This window comes from Marinobacter sp. V032 (assembly GCF_052645435.1).
This window is the reverse complement of record NZ_JBQXYE010000001.1, coordinates 2024449-2044554: the sequence shown is the minus strand read 5'-3', so window position 1 is coordinate 2044554 and position 20106 is coordinate 2024449. Positions and strand designations below refer to the sequence as shown.

Genomic DNA, 20106 nt, shown 5'->3' with positions numbered 1-20106 from the left:
TGTCCTCACCAACGGGATACAGGAGACACATCATGACGGCTCAATATATTGAACATCCCGATATCAAAACCGTTGAAATTGTAGTGGATGGCAAATTCACCGCAGATGATCTGAACACGATGGTGCCAAAGATGAAGGCCTTTATAGAGCAGCACGGTAAGGTCAAGGTACTGGAAATCGTCCGCGACTTCGGCGGATTCGATTTCGCTGCCCTCAAAGACGGCATCAAGTTTGATATGGAGCACCTGAAAGACTATAGCCATTGCGCCGTCGTCTCAGACAGCGGCTGGGTCGGCCCCGTCGCCCGGGTGATGTCAAAGTTTCTTGATCTGGAAGTGCGCGTTTTCAAGGCCAGCGAAGAACCTGACGCTCGCGCGTGGATTGCACAGGTATAAACAGAACATTCAGAAGCAAATAAAAACGGGGCTCGAAAGCCCCGTTTTTATCGCAATCCACCGATACTAAACGTTCGGATCAGACAGCTTTGGCTGCGATAATTTTATCGTGCCATTCGACCGGACCGGTCTGGTGCACTGACGTACCGCGAGAGTCAACGGCAACCGTCACCGGCATGTCCTCTACTTCAAACTCGTAGATCGCTTCCATTCCCAGCTCTTCAAAGGCCACCACATTGGCCGCCTTGATCGCTTTGGATACAAGGTAAGCTGATCCGCCGACCGCCATCAGGTAAACCGCGCCAAATTCCTTGATCGCATCTATCGCTACCTGGCCGCGCTCCGCCTTGCCGATCATACCGGTCAAGCCGGTTTTCTCGAGCATAGTGCGGGTGAACTTGTCCATCCGTGTTGCGGTAGTCGGACCTGCAGGACCCACCACTTCTTCACGTACCGGATCAACCGGGCCTACGTAGTAGATAAAGCGGCCTTTGAGATCAACCGGCAGCTCTTCGCCGCGCTCAATCATATCGACCATTTTCTTGTGGGCCGCATCACGACCGGTAAGCATCTTGCCTGAAAGCAGAACGGTTTCGCCCGGCTGCCAGTCTTTGACGTCTTCCGGCGTTACGGTATCGAGGTTCACGCGACGTACGCTATCGCCAACTTCCCAGGTGATTTCCGGCCAGTCATCCAGGCTCGGCGGGGTTTGCAGCGAAGGGCCGGAGCCATCCAGCACAAAGTGCGCATGCCGGGTTGCAGCGCAGTTCGGGATAATGGCCACCGGTTTGTTGGCCGCGTGAGTCGGATAGTCCTTCACCTTTACATCCAGTACGGTCGTCAGACCGCCAAGACCCTGTGCGCCAATACCCAGATCATTAACCTTTTCGAACAATTCCAGACGTAACTCTTCAGCACGATTGGAAGCACCGCGCGCCTGCAGATCATGAATATCGATCGGATCGAGCAGTGATTCCTTGGCCATCTCCATCGCTTTCTCGGCGGTACCGCCGATACCAATCCCCAGCATGCCTGGCGGACACCAACCGGCTCCCATCTGCGGCACCATTTTAAGCACCCAGTCAACGACCGAGTCAGACGGATTCAGCATGGCGAACTTGGATTTTGCTTCAGACCCACCGCCCTTGGCCGCGACGTGAACATCCACCGTATTACCTGGAACCAGCTTGTAATGGATGATCGCAGGTGTGTTGTCCTTGGTGTTCTCACGCTTGCCGTCGGGATCGGCCAGAATAGAAGCGCGCAGTACGTTATCCGGATTCATGTAAGCACGGCGAACACCTTCATTGATGATGTCATCGAGCGCCATATCGGCATCCCACTGAACATCCATACCCACGGTGACAAACACCGTCACAATTCCGGTGTCCTGACACAGCGGTCGCTTGCCCTGTGCGCACATTCTGGAATTGATCAGGATCTGGGCCATCGCGTCCTTGGCAGCCTGCGACTCTTCCTTTTTATAGGCTTCATACACACCCTGGATAAAATCCTTCGGGTGGTAATAGGAGATAAACTGCAGTGCATCAGCAACGCTTTCGATCAGGTCGTCCTGGCGAATCACTGTGGTCATATCGGCTCTCATCAGTTTTTTGGGTCTATCTGCGGTCACCAGCGATGCGACAGCCATTGCCGCCCGATGATCCGGAAAAGTGCGCCATAGTTTACCCGAATCAGTGAATGGAATCAGCGGTGATCTGAATCCCAAAGCCTCGCCCTGGGCAAGAACGATTACCCTCAGGTCCCGAATAGCACAAAACCGGCATCCACGGTTTGTATTGGGCAGCGTGACGGCGGCCACAGAATACGTCGATGTACTCGACAAACCACCGCCCGGCTTCTATTTTTCAGGGAGGTCAAACCTTCTGTTGCCAAATGGCATAGGAGCAGAATCACACTTTAGAGCGATCAACAGGTTTATCTTTCTTTCGCTATAGTCAGAATCACAGAAACCTTTAATAAGTGCGTGCTGGGGAATGTCGCTGCTTCCCTGAGGTTTTCAGACAAGACAGGTGACTGACAGAAGGCTTGCGGAAAATACCGTACCGGTCAGCACCGACAATAACGATACAACAACAGAGAAAGGTTCCATCCATGTTCAAAAAAACGCTATTGGCCCTCGCCGTGGCTTCTTCCGTTGGTCTGACTGGCTGCCTTGATGACGGCTCAAGCGGGAAGAATGCGAATCCGGATTATAAGATCGATGACACTACGATTGATCGCAGCATTGTTCGCCCCTTGTACAACCCGAACCCACTTGCCGCAGACGAAGGTGATAACGCAGCCGCGTTCCCGATCAACTCCGATTTGATTTTGTTGCTTGGCGCGACCCAAAGCGCAAACTATGACTTCACGGGTCTGTCCACAGGTAGCACACCAGCCGATGACGCAGTCAACCGACTGTCAGGTTTTTCTACCAGCGGCGCATTTAATATTCCTTTCGACGGTGAGCTGAACCCGGCGACAGTAGCAGCGAATCAGACTGTTTTCTTACTTCCGCTAAACGTAAAAGATGCTATCGACGGCCTACCTGGTGCTTTACCAAACACAAATCCATCTTCTATCGATGCAACCGCCCCTTTCCTGCCACCGACATCTGATGCCCAGGCAAGCTTTCGCGCAGAAGTCATCAGTCAAGATGGTGGAAAAAACAATGCGATTCGCGTAGTACCACTTGAACCTCTTGCGGAATATCAAAAATATCTCGTTGTCGTAACGAACAGCGTCAAAGGTGCAAATGGCAAGCCTATCGAGCGGTCAACGGCAGACGTCAACCTTGCGAACGGCGTGCTCGGCAATGCTGCACTGGCCAATGTTAAAACTATTCTGGCAACGTCTGACAAACTCGCTAATGGCTTCTTGCAGCAAAGCAGCATTCCGGGCGCTTCGGCACTGGCTTACACCTTTACCACGAACCGCGATGCTGACGTGCTTCGTGCTATGACTGGCCCTGGGCCCTCGACCTATCTTGGCGACCTGGGACAGAAAATTGGATTTACTGCCCAACTCAAAGCAGTAAGGGACAACTACCCGACACTGAATTTTTCCCAGCTAACCGCCAAACTTCAGGATCTCGGCGCCAAAGCCGCCCAGATTCAGGCTGATCCCAGCTTTGCAAGTCAATTGACTGCACAGGAACTTGCAGCCATAACGGCACTTGGGCAAGCACAAGCACAAACGCAGCCCGCTGCGATCCAAGCTGCTATCGCGAGTCAAGTCGGAAAAACAATCCATATCCCGCAACCGCGACCAGCATTTTTCTATCCCTCTACGTCCGCGGCAAGCTTAGCTACAATTGCCGGCATTGGTGCAGCTGATAACACCAACCCTATTTTCATGGCATCCCAGCAGGTTCGGGTATCGCAGGGCGCTATCGCTCTGCCGTACTTCCAACAACTGCCCGGTGACGGCGGTCAAGGCATCGTAACCGGCAGCTGGAAAGGCAGCACCAGCCTTGAAACAGCGCTAAACGATGAGTTAGCGGGGGCAGGCAATACCGTATTCCAGTTCCTCCGCGACATTGATGGTCAACTGAACGTCAATGGTTACTTCCCGTTCCCGCAGCAAAATGCAACGGTTGCAGTGCCTGTCGTGGTTTACCACCCAGCTCCCGGAACGATAGGTGTGGAGCGCCCAGCAAGCTGTAATAGCACTACTCAACCAAACGGCATCACCATCTTCCAGCACGGCATTACTGTTGATCGTAGCGTCTCAATGCTGCCGGGCATACTGCTAGCAAACCAAGCCTGCCAGGCGGTTGTGGCAATTGACCAACCCTTGCATGGTTTGGCAGGAGCCGCACCTGGCACAGTCGCCGGCCTAACTGAGCTGGATGAGACCACGCTGAAAGCAACCATCGCGTCGCTTTCGCAACCGGTGCAAGATGCGTTGGCCCCAATCGTCAACGCTGACTATATTGGAGAGCGGCACTTTAACTACACTGCAAACGCGTCGCTTCAGCCTGTAGCTGCCGACACCGCTAACGTGTCGTCAGGCAGCCTGTTCATCAACCCGCTAAACATGATGAACAGCAACGACAACTTACGTCAGGGTGTTGTTGATTTATTGAACCTGAGCATTTCTGCACAAATTTTCACACTTGACGGAACTCCGAACACCCTTGCCGGATTGCCTACGCACTTTGTCGGCCACTCTCTCGGCGGCATTTCGGGTACTACGTTCTCAGCACTAGCAGATAACGCAGTACTGAATGGCACACTAAACGGCTTGCTTGACCAAGCAATGTCACCAGTAGACTTCCCATCACTGAACACTGTTGCACTGCACAACACTGGCGGCCAGGTAACCCGGCTGATCGAAAACTCACCAGCCTTCTCCGGCCAGATTCTTGGCGGGCTTGCGCAGGCTGGGGTTAATCAGGGCACAGCGAACTTCGAAAGCTTCTTCTACGTATTCCAGTCAGTTGTTGATTCAACCGACCCGGTATCCTTTGCAAAGGACTTCGGCGATAGCACCACCAGCGTCGCACCGACAAACATCTTGCTGAGCGAAGTTGTGGGCGACACCACCGTGCCTAACGAAGCCAACGTGAACCCATTGGGTAACGCACTATCCGCGCCACTCACCGGCACCGAGCCGTTGATGGCACTGATTGATCTCGGCGCAGAAGATCCAGACGGCAAACTGTCGGACGGCAACGGCGTATCGCTTGTGGAAATGGGCTCAATAGCAGGCGAAGGCGCTTTGCCAGCGGCCTCTTTCTTTGTGGGCACCAACCCTTGTACCGACGCCAATCACGGCACTTTCGTCGCACCCCTGACACCTGCGAATCCTGACGATGCAAGGTGCCCAGCGGGATCAAACACAACTCGCGCGTTCGCCGAAATGGTTCGGCAAACCGTGCTGGCGATCAATGGCGCGCCTGTGCTGACAACCCTTCCGAGCGGTGCTGCCGACACAGCCGTTCTTGGGGAAAGCAACACGGTTGAAAGTGCTCTAGATCAAGATAAATAAAAGCATCATAAGCACCAGCTAGATAGTCTAAAGCTGAACAACCAAGCCCTTTAACGAAAGTTAAAGGGCTTTTTTAATCTCATTTAAAAGCCCCAAAATAGTGCAACGCTTAACACAAAAAACGAACTATGCTTCGCATATAATCTGTAAAGACCCCATTCAATAATAAAAACGGCTGTCTAATGCCCCCAGATCCAGATTTCCCGAACTCAACAACTGAATCCGAAGTATTGTCGTCACATCGCGTCGCAGAAGAGCAACGTCTCAGACTTCGCCGCCTGGGTATGTCGTTTTTGTCATACCAGGTGACGTTTGCTGTGGTTGTCATGTTCTGGTTCCAATCACTATTACCGTTTTCAGTCGTCGTTCAGTTTTTTATCGCGTCACTGCTGATCAACGGTGCCTTTTTTACTCTGATCAAAACCAATTTCAATCTTCGACTGAAAGATCCCGCCCTGACTGCCTTGCAAATTGTGGCATCTGCCATGCCACCGCTATGGGTGATGTACTTTCTGGAAGCGGCCCAGGCGCGTACGATATTTCTGCTGATTGCGGTAGTGCCGGCGCTATACGGTATTCTCGCACTCAAAACCCGTGATTTTTTCGTTGTTGCGGGCTGCTTTGTTCTGGCATATGCCGGGCTTGTCTTTGCACTGTGGATGACAAAGCCGGAAATTCTGGACGTGTCTCTGGAGTTGGTTCAGATATTCGCCTACTTCCTTGTTATGGCGCAGATCGCCATGATCGGAGGCTTCATCAGCGGCCTGCGCGGTAAGCTCAGGAAGAAGAACCAGGAGCTCAAACATGCCGTGGCCCGCATCAATGAATTGGTGAACATCGATGAACTGACCGGGGTCTGCAACCGTCGTAAACTGTTCGCGGTATTAACCGAAGAGGCCAACAGGTTCAGTCGCACCCATGGCCCTTTCAGTGTGTGCATTCTGGATATTGATTTCTTCAAGCAGGTAAACGACACCTTCGGGCATCAGGCCGGCGATCAGATTCTCAAAGAAGTCGCACAAACTGTTCACAAGGGCCTCAGGCAAATTGACTGTTTTGGCCGGTACGGCGGGGAGGAATTCCTGATGATTTTGCCCCAGACCATACTGGAAGGCGCCGAGATAAAAGCGGAACGGGTGCGCGCCGATATCGCCGCGCTGCGCTTCAACGGCATTGAGCCTGAATTCTCGGTCACGATATCCATTGGCGTTGCTCAATGCCGAGAGGGCGAAGACACTGAAGATACCATTGCCCGGGCCGATCAGGCGCTCTACAGCGCAAAGCAGAACGGTCGCAACAGGGTCGCCCGCGAAACACCGGCATCAACCGAGTCGGTACTTACGCAACAAAGCACTAATGGATAGCGCTAGAACGCTAACGACACCTGGCATATAGCGCTGCAGAGTGCCTGCTTCCAACTAAAAAGCCGGCTACCCAAGGGCAGCCGGCTTTCTCATTTCACATCAGTATTACAGCCCGCTATCAGTCGCTGGTAATCGTAGTTTCACCTTGCGGTAGCAGATTCGCCATAATCTCCGATTCAGAGAACAACAGTTTGCGGTAATTCTTGTCAGAATAGCGCTGACTCTGGTCCTCAAAGTACGGTGACATTTCATCACTCGACTGAGAATAGCTCACCAGTCCATAGGCTTCGGGCCCCTGGTCAGTAAATTCCAGACCAAAATGCCAACTAGTGCCGCGCGCAATATTCCATCCTTCCCCTGAGTTACTGGAAAGGCCCGCCGCAAAGCGGCTACCCGACGCGCTGTTGTACTCCGGCGTGTTGATGCGCGGAATGATCGTATCCTCAGCAAAATCTGAGTCGACAACACCAATCGCGTTGAACGCACCGTCTACATTGCCATCACCACCGTGCCAGGGAATTTTTGCCCCCTGAGTCATGGCGCTGGCAAGCGGACTGCCTGGCGGCACGCTGCCTGAAGGCTGGTAATACTGCACATCACCAAGTTTCGCATCGTATGCAATGCCGGCTTCATCCAGCACTGTCAGCCCCGCAGCCAGCGCCTGGAGCATCTGGTCATCCCCTGTTCCTTTGTTGTCTGCAGAAGGGTCAGCGGGGGTATTAACCGGGTCAGCCGAATTGAAGGCGGTTTGCAGATCGTCCGGAAAGCTACGCCTGTATATGTCAATAAAGGCACGGAACGTATGAGCGCCAGTGCTATCAAGCCCGTATGTTCCATTCCAGTTTTTCAAAGCGTCACAGCCTGCAGTCACTGCGCGAGATCCTCCACCCGGCGGCGCAACAACCGGGTCTGCTGGCAGTAACGCCGTGGGTACGGTGACATTCGTGCCACCAATCAAGTCGCACCGTTGCAGAAGCTCACCCAGAAATTGCTCCGAATACCAGGCGCGGTCGTTCCAGATAGCGCCAATGAGATCTTTCGCGCCAAACTTGCCATCCTGCCCCGCCGGTGCCGGCGTATTCACATCCAGGCCGTGATCCATTGGGTTTTGCAGCATTTTGATGCCAAGGCGAGTACGTGGATTAATTTCGGTTTTCTCGGAACCAAACATCGGAGAGTAGCCGGTCAGGAATGCTGCCGGGTTGGTTGACCAGTAACTGCTGTTCGAGTTCTGGACAAAATCCGAACGCAGCAGTTTGGGCTTGGCGTCGTATGGCGCTAGGCCATTACACTCTCCTTCGACCCAGTCATCAAACCCACGAGAACCATCCAGCAAGGTCAGCCCGTTATCGAACAACTGAGCGTAAGCTGCACTGGCACTGCGTTTGAAGTTGATCAACGCGATCGACTTTTCAGACAGGTTGGGCACCGAACTGCTATCGATATAGAAAGCATTACCTTGGTCATCGGCATAGGTTGAGTTGGTCCAAAGCGTGGAGCCACAGTTTCTGAAGACATCCTGGAATTCTTGCAGGTTGGATGCGCGACTCATTTGCAGCCAGGTATCCAGCAGACCACTGGTATTGGCGTTAGCATCGCGATAGGTGTATGCCACCGTTGTGCCTTGGGAATTGACGCCACCCCAGGCCGGCAACCCGCCGCCGGTTACAGCATCAGCTGCCAACATTGGGCCGTACTCGGAAAAATAGAATTTCCGCTCCAGAACCGTTGGGGTTGCAGTACCATTGGCCACCTCAATCTGGAAGGTTTTGCTGGTGATCGGCTTTTCTTCCCCGTCTTTGATATAGGTCATCTCGTCGCCGGACTTGAGCGTCAACTCATACATCGTAAAACGGCGACTGGTGGTAACAGTATGCGACCAGGCCAGGTTTTCGTTGAAATTGATCAGCGGAATGGCAGTACCCAGCAAGCCCGCGCCGTTGATATTCAGATAGCCGGGAACGGTCATCTGCACCTGATACAACCGACGATGGCCCGTATATGGGAAGTGGGGGTTGGCAAGAAGTGCACCCCGGCCCTGCTCTGTCATATCGCCGCCGATACCCCAGGCATTACTGGCAAGACCCGTCTCGTTGTAATTAGTGCGACTTGAGGCATAGCGCTTGGCTTTCTCGGCCACGCCAACTGGATCAAAGTCTTTTTCTGTCATCGACTTTGCAATCACCGGCGTGGGAGCTGGCGACCCACTTGGCGGAACCGCGACAAAAACAGCACCGGTGGCAAAGAGTGCGCCACTCGCGTACTGCCCGACAATGCGATAGTGCGCCAGAAGATCCGTTGGTTCGATTTCCTTGACCCACGGCTGATTGCGGCATTCCGCCGGCAAGTCGGTCGCCGGAGTATCGGCAATATATTTGTTATAGCCCGCGGTAAAGCCATCAATCATTGCGCGGCTTTCCGGTGACAGATTGGCGTAGTCACGTTGGGCACCGCCCAAAATATCCTGTGCTTTATAGGAGAAATCGTTGATGACGTTCATGAAGTCACCGGAGCCCAGTACAGCGTCGGGCCCAAAGTATTTTGATCGCTCACTGCGAGCCTTAACGATAGCTTCCGCCAAAAGACAGACGTTGTCCTGCGCCTGAGCGTAGCCCGAACCGAAGGCAGCTGAAGACAAATCGTCAGCCTTGATATGGGGGACGCCATTTGTCGTGCGCCGTATTGTGGCCTTTAACTGACCGTTCTCAGGCGTTAAAGGATCAACGCTCGCCGAACCCCCACCTGAGGAGCTGTCATCACCACACCCACTCAACAATAAACTGCCTGCAACCGCCAGCCCCAGAACACGAAGGTGCCCCCGAGAGGAGCCACCAAGCCCCAACCTTTTGTATTTCATTGTTATCTTCCATTTTTTGATTGTTGATCTTTAGAAGAGGTCGTCATAGACCAAAGTTCAGGCTAGCAGAAGTCATCAACGGCTCACACAAAAACGTGAGCAATTGTTCAGTCTTTACTGTTTCAGACTGTAACAAGATGATTTATATAATATTTAGGATAGAAAACCATTTAAGCAAGGCTCAGCTTTTTACTATGGGGCGCAAGCTTGAAATGGAGAAAGATAGAAAGATAGAGAGCAAAAGACGTGTTGTGAGCGCAGAGAAGTGACGAGGTTGTCAAAAACCTGGGGAATCTGACGCGCCGCCAGATTCCCCAATCGAACTTTAGCCCGGCTTACGACCTTTGCCGGCCGCAATACGCAGGCGCAGCGCGTTCAGCTTGATAAAGCCGGCCGCATCTTTCTGGTCATAGGCGCCTTGATCTTCTTCGAAGGTGGCAATTTTTTCGTCGAACAGTGAGTCGTCGGATTTACGACCCACGACGTCTACGTTGCCTTTATAGAGTTTCAGGCGAACAACACCATTCACGTGAATCTGGGTCTGGTCGATCAGTGCCTGCATCGCTTCACGCTCTGGCGACCACCAATAACCGTTGTAGATCACTTCGGCGTAGCGTGGCATCAGGCTATCTTTGAGATGCGCGACTTCGCGGTCCAGAGTGATGGACTCGATACCGCGGTGAGCACGCAACATGATAGTGCCGCCCGGGGTTTCGTAGCAGCCACGCGACTTCATGCCAACATAACGGTTCTCAACAATGTCGAGACGACCGATACCATTATCGCCGCCGACCTTGTTCAGTTTCGCCAACACCTCGTGGGGCTTCAACGCTTCACCGTCGATAGCGACGATGTCGCCTTTTTCGTAGGTCAGCTCAATGTAGGTTGGCGTATCCGGGGCTTTTTCCGGTGATACGCTCCAACGCCACATATCTTCTTCGGCTTCGGCCCAAGGGTCTTCCAGCACCATGCCTTCATAGGAAATATGCAGCAGGTTGGCATCCATGGAGTAAGGCGATTTGCCCTTCTTCATCTCAACCGGGATATCGCGCTCGGCACAGTATGCCAGCAGCTTCTCACGGGAATTCAGATCCCATTCACGCCATGGCGCAATAACGTGCACACCAGGCTTCAGTGCATAGGCGCCCAGTTCGAAACGTACCTGATCGTTCCCCTTGCCAGTCGCACCATGAGAGATAGCGTCTGCGCCGGTTTCGTTGGCAATGTCGATCAGATACTTGGAGATCAGCGGGCGGGCGATGGAGGTACCCAGCAGGTACTCGCCTTCATAGACGGTATTCGCACGGAACATGGGGAACACGAAGTCGCGCACGAATTCTTCTCGCAGGTCTTCGATGTAGATTTCTTTGACACCCAATGCCTCTGCCTTGGCGCGGGCAGGTTCAACTTCTTCGCCCTGGCCCAAATCCGCAGTGAAGGTCACTACTTCGCAGTTATAGGTATCTTGCAGCCAGCGTACGATTACCGAGGTATCAAGCCCTCCGGAATACGCCAGTACAACCTTTTTGATGTCTGACATGCCCATGCTCCGCGTCGATCAGAAATGAGTGAATAACGCCAAACAACGCAACAAACTGCCGCTTTTGACGCCTTCATTACTTTAGAAAGGGCGCTATTGTACGGCAGCTCAGCGCTGCATCCAATTGGCAGAAGGAATTAGCGCCCTTTTCAGAGCGCTTTCAGACGTATTCGGGCGTTTTATTGCGGTGGTTCAGCGGTGCTTGGGGCCAGTATCACCCATTTTTTCGGGGATCGGCATCCGCTTCAGCCCTTTGCAGTCCGCGCCGCTCACCTTCCCGCTCAAGCCGGACGGTAGTGCGACGGTTCTCCGCCGGGCGAGACGACGCCGGGTAACGTTCGCCATGGTAACGAGTGATGATCTTCTCGCTGTCGATACCGCCCTGCTGGACGAGGTATTCAGTTACTGCATTGGCCCGCTCTTCTGACAGGCTGCGGTTATGAATGCGGGATCCACTGCTATCTGTGTGGCCGTCGACATAAATTTTGCTGATGCTGGGGTCAGCTTGGATAAACAGGATAATCATATCCAAACGATTGTAATCGGCGTCATTGAGGACAGCGCTATCCAGCGAGAAGTGAATTTTTGAGCGCTGGATCTGATCGTAATTGACCGGCAACAGGCTGGCGACGCAGGTCTGGTAGTCACCGTAGTTTGCGGCGAAATTAATATTGGAAACCCTCACCCGCACCGGATCGCTGCTGTACCAGGCTGTGCGCGTTACCGTTGGCGACATGCCGGACATCAAGCCTTGCACCATCGCCATGCTGCGCAGTGGATCAACCGTTACCGCCCGACGCTCACGGGAAACCGCAACTTTGCCCAGTGGCTGAGGATCAACTCCGGGGCGCCAACTGGGTGCCTCCACCACAAGTTCGCCGTTGCCCGGTTTCATTAATTTGCCGTCGGACTCCAGATAGAATGTCAGCCGTTCCCCGGCCCGGTGCTGGAACACCGCGCGACCATAGCCCGGAACCTGATGCGTCAAGGTGCAACTGAACACCGATGAACTCAGGTACCACTCACTGTTTTCAATGCCGGCACCGTATGTCTGCGCAATGCTACCGGATGCAGGTGCCAGCATTAAAGCGCTGACAACAATAGGGCGAATGATTGATTTCATGCGATATGCCAGGGTTCGCAGGTGTATTGGGATACCTGCTTAACGACCCGGCTCCGGATATCTTTAGTGAGGAGAACAAAAAGTAACACGGTAATCGGATCGTCATCAGACCAGCGCGATCAGGGCCAGGCCTTCCGGGTATCAAGACAGGGCAATTCGTCCCCGGTGTCTGATATACTGCGCAGCACCAGACTGTGACCAAGGAACCCTGCGCTAACGATGTCCACTACGCTGACGATTACCCGACCTGACGACTGGCACCTTCACGTGCGCGATGGTGACGCACTTGCCGACACCGTGCCGGCTTCCGCCCGCTGTTTTCGTCGCGCGATCATCATGCCTAACCTGGTGCCGCCGGTTCTCAATGCTGAGCAGGCCATCGGGTATCGCAACCGCATTCTCGCGGCTCTGCCGCAGGGAGCCGATTTTGATCCGCTGGTCACGCTGTATCTCACAGAGCAAACCACTGCCGCTGATATACACGCCGCAAAAACGGCAGGTGTTGTAGCAGCCAAACTCTACCCGGCCGGCGCAACTACCAACTCGGCCTCGGGCGTCACCGATATTCGCAACATTGACGCCGCACTACAGGCCATGAGCGATAGCGGCATGTTGTTGCTGGTACACGGCGAAGTAACCGATGCCGACATCGATATTTTTGATCGGGAAAAGGTGTTTCTGGAACGCGTCCTCGCCCCGACTCTTGAGCGCTTTCCCGACCTTAAGGTGGTGCTCGAGCACATCACCACTGCGGACTCCGCCGAATTTGTGACCAACAGCACAAGCAATCTGGCCGCCACCATTACGCCCCAGCACCTGCTGTACAACCGCAACCACATGCTGGTCGGAGGCATTCGCCCACACCTCTACTGCCTGCCTATTCTCAAGCGCCAGCGCCATCAGCAGGCCCTGCAGGATGCCGTTGTAAGCGGCGACCGCCGCTTCTTTCTCGGTACGGATTCAGCCCCGCACGACACCAGTAAGAAGGAAACAAGCTGTGGTTGCGCCGGCTGTTTCTCCGCCAGCAGCGCCATTGAGTTATACGCAGAGGCATTTGAAGATTTGGGCGTGCTGGACAAGCTTGAAGCCTTTGCCAGTTTCAACGGCCCTGATTTCTACGGCCTGCCACGCAATACCGATACCATTACGCTGGTGCGTGAGCCCTGGACAGTGCCGGCTACCCTGCCGCTGGGTTCGGGCACAATTACACCATTGCGTGCCGGCGAGTCTGTTCGCTGGCGCCTTGCCTAAAATTCGCTAACAGTAAGGGTCTTCAGTGACTGAGGAAGAGAATCTGACCTCCCCCATGGCCGCACGTTTTCGCGGGTTCCTGCCGGTAGTCGTAGACGTCGAAACCGGCGGTTTCAACTCACAGACCGATGCCCTGCTGGAAGTGGCCGCCGTTCTGATCGAGATGGATGACGACGGTATGCTGCGTCGCGGCGACACCATCGCTTACCAGGTTCATCCTTTTGACAATGCTAATCTCGAGCAGTCTGCACTCGACTTTACCGGCATTGACCCCTGGGATCCCGAGCGGGACGCCGTACATGAAATGGATGCGCTGAATGACCTGTTTGGCCCGATCCGCAAGGCCATCAAGCATCAGGGTTGTAAACGCGCGGTACTGGTCGGCCACAACGCAACCTTCGACCATAACTTCCTGTTTGCTGCGTCTGATCGTTGTGGCATCAAGCGCAACCCATTCCACCCGTTCTCCACCTTTGACACCGCAACTCTGGCGGGCCTGGCGTACGGCCACACGGTCCTGGCACGCGCGTGTAAACTTGCAGGCATTCCTTTCAGTAGTCGTGAAGCACACTCAGCGGCGTACGATGCAGAGAAAACAGCTGATCTGTTCTGCGGCATCGTGAATCGCTGGAAGGAGCTGGGTGGTTTTCCGCCACCGCCAGTTGAAGAAGCGCCCGTTGACGAAGAAAGCGCTGACGCTGATAAAGCCTGAATCAGACTTCTGCAAACAAACAATCCCGCCAACGCGGGATTTTTTATTAGCCCAGATACGCTGATGCCATGTCTTTGAATGCAAAAAGGCCGGTGCATATGCACCGGCCTTTTGGGTTTTCAACGATAAATCAAAGCTTACCAGTAGATGCCGCGCATAATTGCAGCGAACGCCACCTGCTCGGATGAAACCTTCGGCTTTTCGCCAGACTTGGAGCCCGACGCTGCTGCAGTATCCGGGAACATCCGGTAACCGGAGTTCATCACAATCTCACCCAGCTTCGGCGCAATGGCGTGCAGCACCTGCGCAAAAGTGCCCAGACGAGTCGCAATGCGCTTGGGCCGGTAGATGATTGCCTCAGCCACCATGTCGGCCGCTTCCTCCGGGGTCAACGTCGGCACCGAGTCATAGATCTTGGTCGGCGCGATCATCGGAGTTTTGACCAGTGGCATGTTAATGGTGGTAAAGGTCACGTTGCGATCAGACCACTCCGCCGCCGCACAACGGCTGAATGCATCAAGTGCAGACTTGGATGCGACATACGCCGAGAAGCGCGGTGCGTTGGTGAGCACGCCAATAGATGAAATATTCACCACATGACCACGACGGCGCTCTAGCATAGCCGGCGCAAAACCCATGATCAGACGAACAGAACCGAAGTAGTTCAGTTGCATTGTGCGTTCAAAATCGTGGAAACGGTCGAAGGCAAGATCAAGTGAACGACGAATCGAACGACCTGCGTTATTGACCAGAACATCGACGTGACCGTGGTTATCCAACACGGTGTGCACGAAGCGATCGCACTCTTCCATATCGGAAAAGTCGCACTGATACGGATGCACGCTGGCGCCACGGGATTCCAGCTCGGCTGCCACTTCGTGCAGACGCTCCGGCTTGCGGGCGCCAATGACCAGAATGGCACCGGCATCTGCCAGTTTCTGAGCGGTTGCCAAACCGATACCGGATGTTGCCCCTGTGACAACGCAAACCCGACCTTCAACCGTGCCACGCAGGGTACGATCCTTGAACAGATCGGGGTCGAGGTGACGCTCCCAGTAATCCCAGATCACCGGCGAATAGTCCGGCAAACGGGGCACTTCGATGCCGGTGCCCTGGAGCACGCGCTCCGTCTCACGGGCATCGAATCGGGTCGGATAGTTAATAAATGACATCACCGACGGCGGAATGCCCATATCGTCCAGAACTGCGCTGGTCAGACGCTTGACCGGTGGCAGGTTCTTCAGGCTCTGGCGAATAAATGGCGGAATAAAACCGAACATGCGGTTATCAATTCGCATCGCCATGCGGGGGGCGTGGCCCGCTTCGCTGAAGATATTGAGGATTTCACCCACCTTGTACGGGTCAGAATCAACCAGATGGAAGCAGTTACCGTCTTCGCCTTCAACGTGGGCGATATGATCCAGCGCGTTCACCACGAAATCGACCGGCACAATATTCAGGCGGCCACCTTCAATACCGATTGTTGGCATCCACTGCGGCAGAGCGCCACGGATTTTCTGGATCATCTTGAAGAAATAGTAAGGGCCATCGACCTTATCCATTTCACCCGTTTTCGAGTGGCCAATGACCATACCCGGGCGATAAATGCGGAACGGGACTTTGCAGGCATCGCGGACCAGCTTTTCCGAATCGTGTTTGGTGCGCAGGTATGGATGATTGAGCTTTTCCGCTTCCTCGAACATGTCTTCGCGGAAGGTGCCTTTGAACATACCCGCCGCAGCAATAGACGACACATGATGAAAACAACCGGCTGACATGGCTTCAGCCGCATTCAGCGCCTGCTGCGTGCCATCGATATTGGTTGCGATCTGTGAGGCCTCATCAGCCCCCATGTCATATACAGCAGCCAGATGGAAAAAGTGATCCACCTTGCCCTTCAAACCGCCAAGAACGGCCGAATCAATCCCCAGATTGGGCTGAGTAAGATCACCAACGACGGCTTTGACCCGGCTTTCGTTGTCACCCCAGCGTTCGCGCAAAACATTCAGCTTCTCAACGGACTCTTTACGCACCAGCACGTGAACCGTGCCACCCCGCTTCAACAGTTTGTCGATCAGAAAGCGACCAATAAAGCCGGTTCCACCCGTCAGGAAATAATCCATACTTTGCCCATCCGTTATTACTATTGTTCAATTTATTAGGGTTCCGCGCGCCCTCTGCCGGGTCGCGTACACCATCCCTGAAGTCGGTGGAATTCTACTCCAACAGATTCCCCAAGTACCGGAATTTATTAGAGCAATTACTCACCAGACCCCTGTTTTTATTAGAGTATTTATTCAAATAACCTGAATTCACTAAACCGGACAAACGTCGAACAGCGTTCAATAATCGCGGGCGCCGGCCACTGAAAAGCCTAGCACAGGGTTGAGCTGCCGTGAGATCGATTCTGGCACACTGGCGGCATCCGCCAATAGCAGCCAATTCAAGCAGATTGCAACGACGTCACGATCAGCATAACCGTATGCATTGAAGCGACGACGATGCCATAATTCGCAGCCTGTGAACTTTTAAGGAGCACACCATGTCTGAGAAAGACGCCAATTCCGAGCGTTACATCAAGATTGCCCGCGCCTGCCTGCGCGCAATCAACAACTCAGGACCGAGTGAGCAAAGCCGTGAAGAGAAAGTTCAACTGGTGTATGACGCAATTGATGATGCGTTCCAACACGAGTTTGAAGACTATCGCCAATCGCTCGCCGTCATGAGCACGGTGCTTGAACGCATTGCATCAGGTCAGCTGGATGCAGAAGCCGCTGCCGATCTTGCGCGCAAAACGCTGGGCAAATCCGGCTATAACGCAATCAACAAACCGGTTCACTGACCCCGTTGGCTTAACCGTTGTGCTAAAGAGCACTGCAATCTCATTGAAGACAGCGCCGGCCCACACCTGAGCCGGCGCGCCATTCAAAACAAACTGCCGCAAGAGGATTTCCGTGTTGATCAGCCGCGTCCATGCCGCCCGCTTCTCTGTCCGCTCAACCCTCACTCAATGCTTGTTAACCCTGTTTTTTGTCGCATTCAGCAGCAGCCTCTGGGCCGCCGTCGACCCGGTCAAAAGCCCCAACGACAGCAACAGTTACCGGTTTATTGAGTTGGACAATGGCCTGAAAGCATTGCTGATATCCGATCCTGATGCAGACAAGGCCGCCGCGGCGCTTAACGTTGCAGTGGGCAGCGGCGATGACCCGGTGGGACGCGAAGGCATTGCGCACTTCCTGGAACACATGCTGTTCCTCGGCACCAAGAAATATCCCAAGCCGGGCGAGTACCAGCAGTTTATTGCGAGCCACGGTGGCAATCACAATGCATTTACCGCATTCCAGGACACCAACTATTTCTTCGATATTCAGGCTGATTCATTGGAGCCTGCGCTGGACCGGTTTGCCCAACAGTTCTCAGCACCGCTATTCACGGCCGATCTGGTAGACAGGGAAAAGAATGCCGTCAACTCGGAGTACTCCTCCAAGCTGAAGGACGATGGCCGCCGCTTTTACTCAGCAGAGAAAGCCACCTTCAACCCTGAGCATCCTCTTAGCCATTTTGCCGTTGGCAGTCTGGATACACTGGCGGACCGGCCTGACTCGCCTGTTCGGGATGACCTGGTCGCTTTCTGGAAGGCCCACTATTCAGCCAACCTGATGACGCTCGTGGTTTACGGCAAGCAATCTCTTGGCGATCTGGAGAAAATGGTTCGTCCCCGATTCTCGGCGATTGAGAACCGCCAGCTGTCTGCCACCGAACATACGCAGCCAATGTATGCCCCCGGATTCTTGCCAGCCCTGTTGCAGGTGCAATCGCTGAAAGAAGTCCGGCAGCTCGAGCTAAGCTTCCCGTTGCCATCTCAGCGTGATGATTATGCAGACAAGCCAACCGGTTATATTGCCAACCTGTTGGGCCACGAAGGCCAGGGCAGCCTGCTCAATGTATTAAAAAATGCGGGCCTGGCCGAGCGCCTCTCAGCGGGCCAGGGGCAAGACACCGGCCACGAGGCAACACTTAACATCCAGATGTCCCTCACACCGAAAGGTTTGGAGCGCTGGCAGTCTGTAGTTGACCTGACGTTCGACTACATCGAGATGATTCGCAACGAGGGCATCAAACAACAGTATTTCGATGAAATCAGCCAACTCTCGGAAACCGCTTTCCGTTTTCAGGAAGCCTCCTCGCCAATTGGCAAGGTCAGTGGGCTGGCAATGCAAATGCAGGATGTCGCGCCAAAAGACATCTTGCAGGCACCTTACATGATGGAATCGTATGCGCCGCAAAAGTACGCGAAAGTGCTCGACCGACTGAACCGGAACAATGTGCGGATCTCTATCCTGTCGCAGCAGCCTTTAGCTGACGACGCGCCCCATACCGAACGATACGATACCGTCTATCAGGTCAAATCCCTGAAAGACACTGAGCTGGCAAAAGCCCCTGAGGAGCTGGTCAGCGAGCTAAAATCACCCGAGCCCAACCCGTTTATTCCAGAGAATTTCGACATGGTGACAGGCGACACCATGGATAAGCCGATGCTACTGAAAGGCTCGGGCGAGCCAACGCTCTGGTATGCCCGCGACAAGCAATTCAATACCCCTAAAGCTAACGTGTACATGAGCCTTCGCTCGCCACTTACCCACGATTCAGCACGAGGCCAGGTACTGACGCAACTTCTGGTGGACAGCATTCAGGACAATCTCAATGCCTACGCCTACCCGGCTCAACTTGCCGGCCTTGATTACGCGGTCTACTCGCACTTGCGCGGCATCACCCTAAGGGTCGGCGGCTATAATGACAAACTGCATGTACTGATGCGCCGGATTATGGGCCAGGTCGCTCACCCGGAAATCGCCGAAGACCGCTTTGAGATCAATCGCGACCGTCTGCTGGAGAGTCTGCGTAACGAGAAAAAGCAGAAGCCGGTGCAACAGGCTACCTCCGAACTCCAGTCAGCGCTGATCGAAGGCGCCTGGTCCGCCGAGGATCAACTAGCCGAGGCAAAGACCGTCACGCTTGAGGAGTTACGTGCCTTCGCAGACAAGTTCCTTGACCAGATCGATCCGGTCATGCTCGCCCACGGCAACCTCACCGAAGCGGCCGCGATTAATCTCCAGCAACAGGCCCATGCGCTGCTGCTGGAAGACAGCACCATCGCCAAGGTGCCCCGTAGCGGTGTGCGCCAACTACCTGAAGAACTGACGGACATCGCTCTGCAAGTTGATCATCCGGACACCGGCTACGCGCTTTATATTCAGGGGAACTCCACCCGTTTCGCAGAACGCGCCCGCTACCAGTTGCTGGCCCAGATCATCGGCACACCTTTCTACGAAAGCATCCGCACACAGCAGCAGCTGGGCTACATTGTCTCCGGCTCTTCCTTCGAAATGCTTGAAGTACCTGCTCTGGGCTTTATGGTGCAATCACCATCGGCCGATATGAAGGCTATTGATAGCGCCGTCGATAAGTTTCTGAACGATTTTGAAGCGCAGCTCACCGGCCTCAGCGAGAAAGATCTGGATCGGGAGAAACAGGCCGTAATCAGCCAGTTACTGGAGCGGGACCGCCAGCTTGGCGAGATTTCAGAACGCTACTGGCGCGAGATTGATCGCGGCGCGACCGGGTTCGACAGTCGCGAGAAGCTGGCTGATGCGATTCGTGGCACCGAACTGGACGATCTGATCACGCTCTATAAAAAGACCATCAAGCCCAGGCAACACGCATTGCGGGTATTCACCGCCACCGAAGCGCCGGATACTGAAGAACAAAGTGACGCCTTGCGTAGCGCGCCTTTCGTTTATTGATAAGAATTAGTGGGGAGAAACTCGCCCGTGTAGCCGAAGCTTCGGCTACACGGGCGCACTGTGAC

12 protein-coding genes are annotated in these 20106 nt (G+C 54.2%); 7 read left to right on the top strand and 5 right to left on the bottom strand.

Going from position 1 to position 20106, the window contains the following annotated elements; all coding sequences use genetic code 11:
- Window positions 1-32 precede the first annotated feature (32 nt).
- Window positions 33-395 (top strand): SpoIIAA family protein, encoded by a 363-nt coding sequence (locus ACUN9X_RS09350; protein ID WP_260035080.1) that lies wholly within the window; start codon window positions 33-35, stop codon window positions 393-395.
- A gap of 79 nt (window positions 396-474) precedes the next feature.
- On the opposite strand, the gene ACUN9X_RS09345 is transcribed toward ACUN9X_RS09350, so the two are convergent.
- Window positions 475-1989, bottom strand: coding sequence for a fumarate hydratase (locus tag ACUN9X_RS09345; RefSeq protein WP_260035079.1), 1515 nt, complete (start codon window positions 1987-1989; stop codon window positions 475-477).
- Between the two features lie 521 nt (window positions 1990-2510).
- On the opposite strand from ACUN9X_RS09345, the gene ACUN9X_RS09340 reads away from it, so the two are divergent.
- On the top strand, window positions 2511-5390 hold the full coding sequence (locus tag ACUN9X_RS09340; RefSeq protein WP_445472893.1) for an MECDP-synthase: 2880 nt from the start codon (window positions 2511-2513) through the stop codon (window positions 5388-5390).
- Window positions 5391-5572: 182 nt separating this feature from the next.
- Window positions 5573-6754 carry a GGDEF domain-containing protein gene (locus ACUN9X_RS09335; RefSeq protein ID WP_445472892.1) on the top strand — a complete coding sequence of 394 codons (1182 nt, stop codon included), beginning with the start codon at window positions 5573-5575 and terminating at the stop codon, window positions 6752-6754.
- Window positions 6755-6872: 118 nt separating this feature from the next.
- Here ACUN9X_RS09335 and ACUN9X_RS09330 read toward each other — a convergent pair whose 3' ends face one another.
- From ACUN9X_RS09330 to ACUN9X_RS09320, 3 genes are all read right to left on the bottom strand, one after another.
- Complete coding sequence (locus ACUN9X_RS09330; protein WP_445472891.1) at window positions 6873-9611, bottom strand: penicillin acylase family protein; 2739 nt, start codon at window positions 9609-9611, stop codon at window positions 6873-6875.
- Between the two features lie 325 nt (window positions 9612-9936).
- A complete protein-coding gene (locus ACUN9X_RS09325; protein ID WP_260035075.1) occupies window positions 9937-11151 on the bottom strand; it encodes an argininosuccinate synthase in 1215 nt (404 codons plus the stop codon).
- A 214-nt stretch (window positions 11152-11365) separates the two neighbouring features.
- Window positions 11366-12274, bottom strand: coding sequence for a flagellar protein MotY (locus ACUN9X_RS09320; RefSeq protein ID WP_445472890.1), 909 nt, complete (start codon window positions 12272-12274; stop codon window positions 11366-11368).
- Window positions 12275-12493: 219 nt separating this feature from the next.
- Between ACUN9X_RS09320 and pyrC the strand changes: the two genes are divergently transcribed.
- A complete protein-coding gene (gene pyrC / locus ACUN9X_RS09315) occupies window positions 12494-13525 on the top strand; it encodes a dihydroorotase (protein ID WP_260035072.1) in 1032 nt (343 codons plus the stop codon).
- A gap of 55 nt (window positions 13526-13580) precedes the next feature.
- The gene (gene rnt, locus ACUN9X_RS09310; RefSeq protein WP_260035742.1) at window positions 13581-14237 is read left to right on the top strand and encodes a ribonuclease T; all 657 of its coding nucleotides are present in this window, start codon (window positions 13581-13583) and stop codon (window positions 14235-14237) included.
- A gap of 137 nt (window positions 14238-14374) precedes the next feature.
- On the opposite strand, the gene ACUN9X_RS09305 is transcribed toward rnt, so the two are convergent.
- Entirely contained in the window at window positions 14375-16360 is a 1986-nt protein-coding gene (locus ACUN9X_RS09305) for an SDR family oxidoreductase (RefSeq protein ID WP_445472889.1), read from the bottom strand.
- Window positions 16361-16779: 419 nt separating this feature from the next.
- On the opposite strand from ACUN9X_RS09305, the gene ACUN9X_RS09300 reads away from it, so the two are divergent.
- Together ACUN9X_RS09300 and ACUN9X_RS09295 are read left to right on the top strand one after the other, a co-directional pair.
- Window positions 16780-17079: a hypothetical protein gene (locus ACUN9X_RS09300; RefSeq protein WP_445472888.1), complete on the top strand. Its 300-nt coding sequence runs from the start codon at window positions 16780-16782 to the stop codon at window positions 17077-17079.
- Between the two features lie 112 nt (window positions 17080-17191).
- Entirely contained in the window at window positions 17192-20041 is a 2850-nt protein-coding gene (locus ACUN9X_RS09295) for an insulinase family protein (RefSeq protein ID WP_445472887.1), read from the top strand.
- Window positions 20042-20106: the final 65 nt, after the last annotated feature.

Bases quoted from the DNA above. Each gene is read 5' to 3' on its own strand.
- ACUN9X_RS09305 (WP_445472889.1), bottom strand. From the start codon at position 16,360: ATGGATTATTTCCTGACGGGTGGAACCGGCTTTATTGGTCGCTTTCTG.
- ACUN9X_RS09350 (WP_260035080.1), top strand. From the start codon at position 33: ATGACGGCTCAATATATTGAACATCCCGATATCAAAACCGTTGAAATT.
- ACUN9X_RS09320 (WP_445472890.1), bottom strand. From the start codon at position 12,274: ATGAAATCAATCATTCGCCCTATTGTTGTCAGCGCTTTAATGCTGGCA.
- ACUN9X_RS09325 (WP_260035075.1), bottom strand. From the start codon at position 11,151: ATGTCAGACATCAAAAAGGTTGTACTGGCGTATTCCGGAGGGCTTGAT.
- ACUN9X_RS09335 (WP_445472892.1), top strand. From the start codon at position 5,573: ATGCCCCCAGATCCAGATTTCCCGAACTCAACAACTGAATCCGAAGTA.
- ACUN9X_RS09300 (WP_445472888.1), top strand. From the start codon at position 16,780: ATGTCTGAGAAAGACGCCAATTCCGAGCGTTACATCAAGATTGCCCGC.
- ACUN9X_RS09345 (WP_260035079.1), bottom strand. From the start codon at position 1,989: ATGACCACAGTGATTCGCCAGGACGACCTGATCGAAAGCGTTGCTGAT.
- ACUN9X_RS09330 (WP_445472891.1), bottom strand. From the start codon at position 9,611: ATGAAATACAAAAGGTTGGGGCTTGGTGGCTCCTCTCGGGGGCACCTT.
- pyrC (WP_260035072.1), top strand. From the start codon at position 12,494: ATGTCCACTACGCTGACGATTACCCGACCTGACGACTGGCACCTTCAC.
- rnt (WP_260035742.1), top strand. From the start codon at position 13,581: ATGGCCGCACGTTTTCGCGGGTTCCTGCCGGTAGTCGTAGACGTCGAA.
- ACUN9X_RS09340 (WP_445472893.1), top strand. From the start codon at position 2,511: ATGTTCAAAAAAACGCTATTGGCCCTCGCCGTGGCTTCTTCCGTTGGT.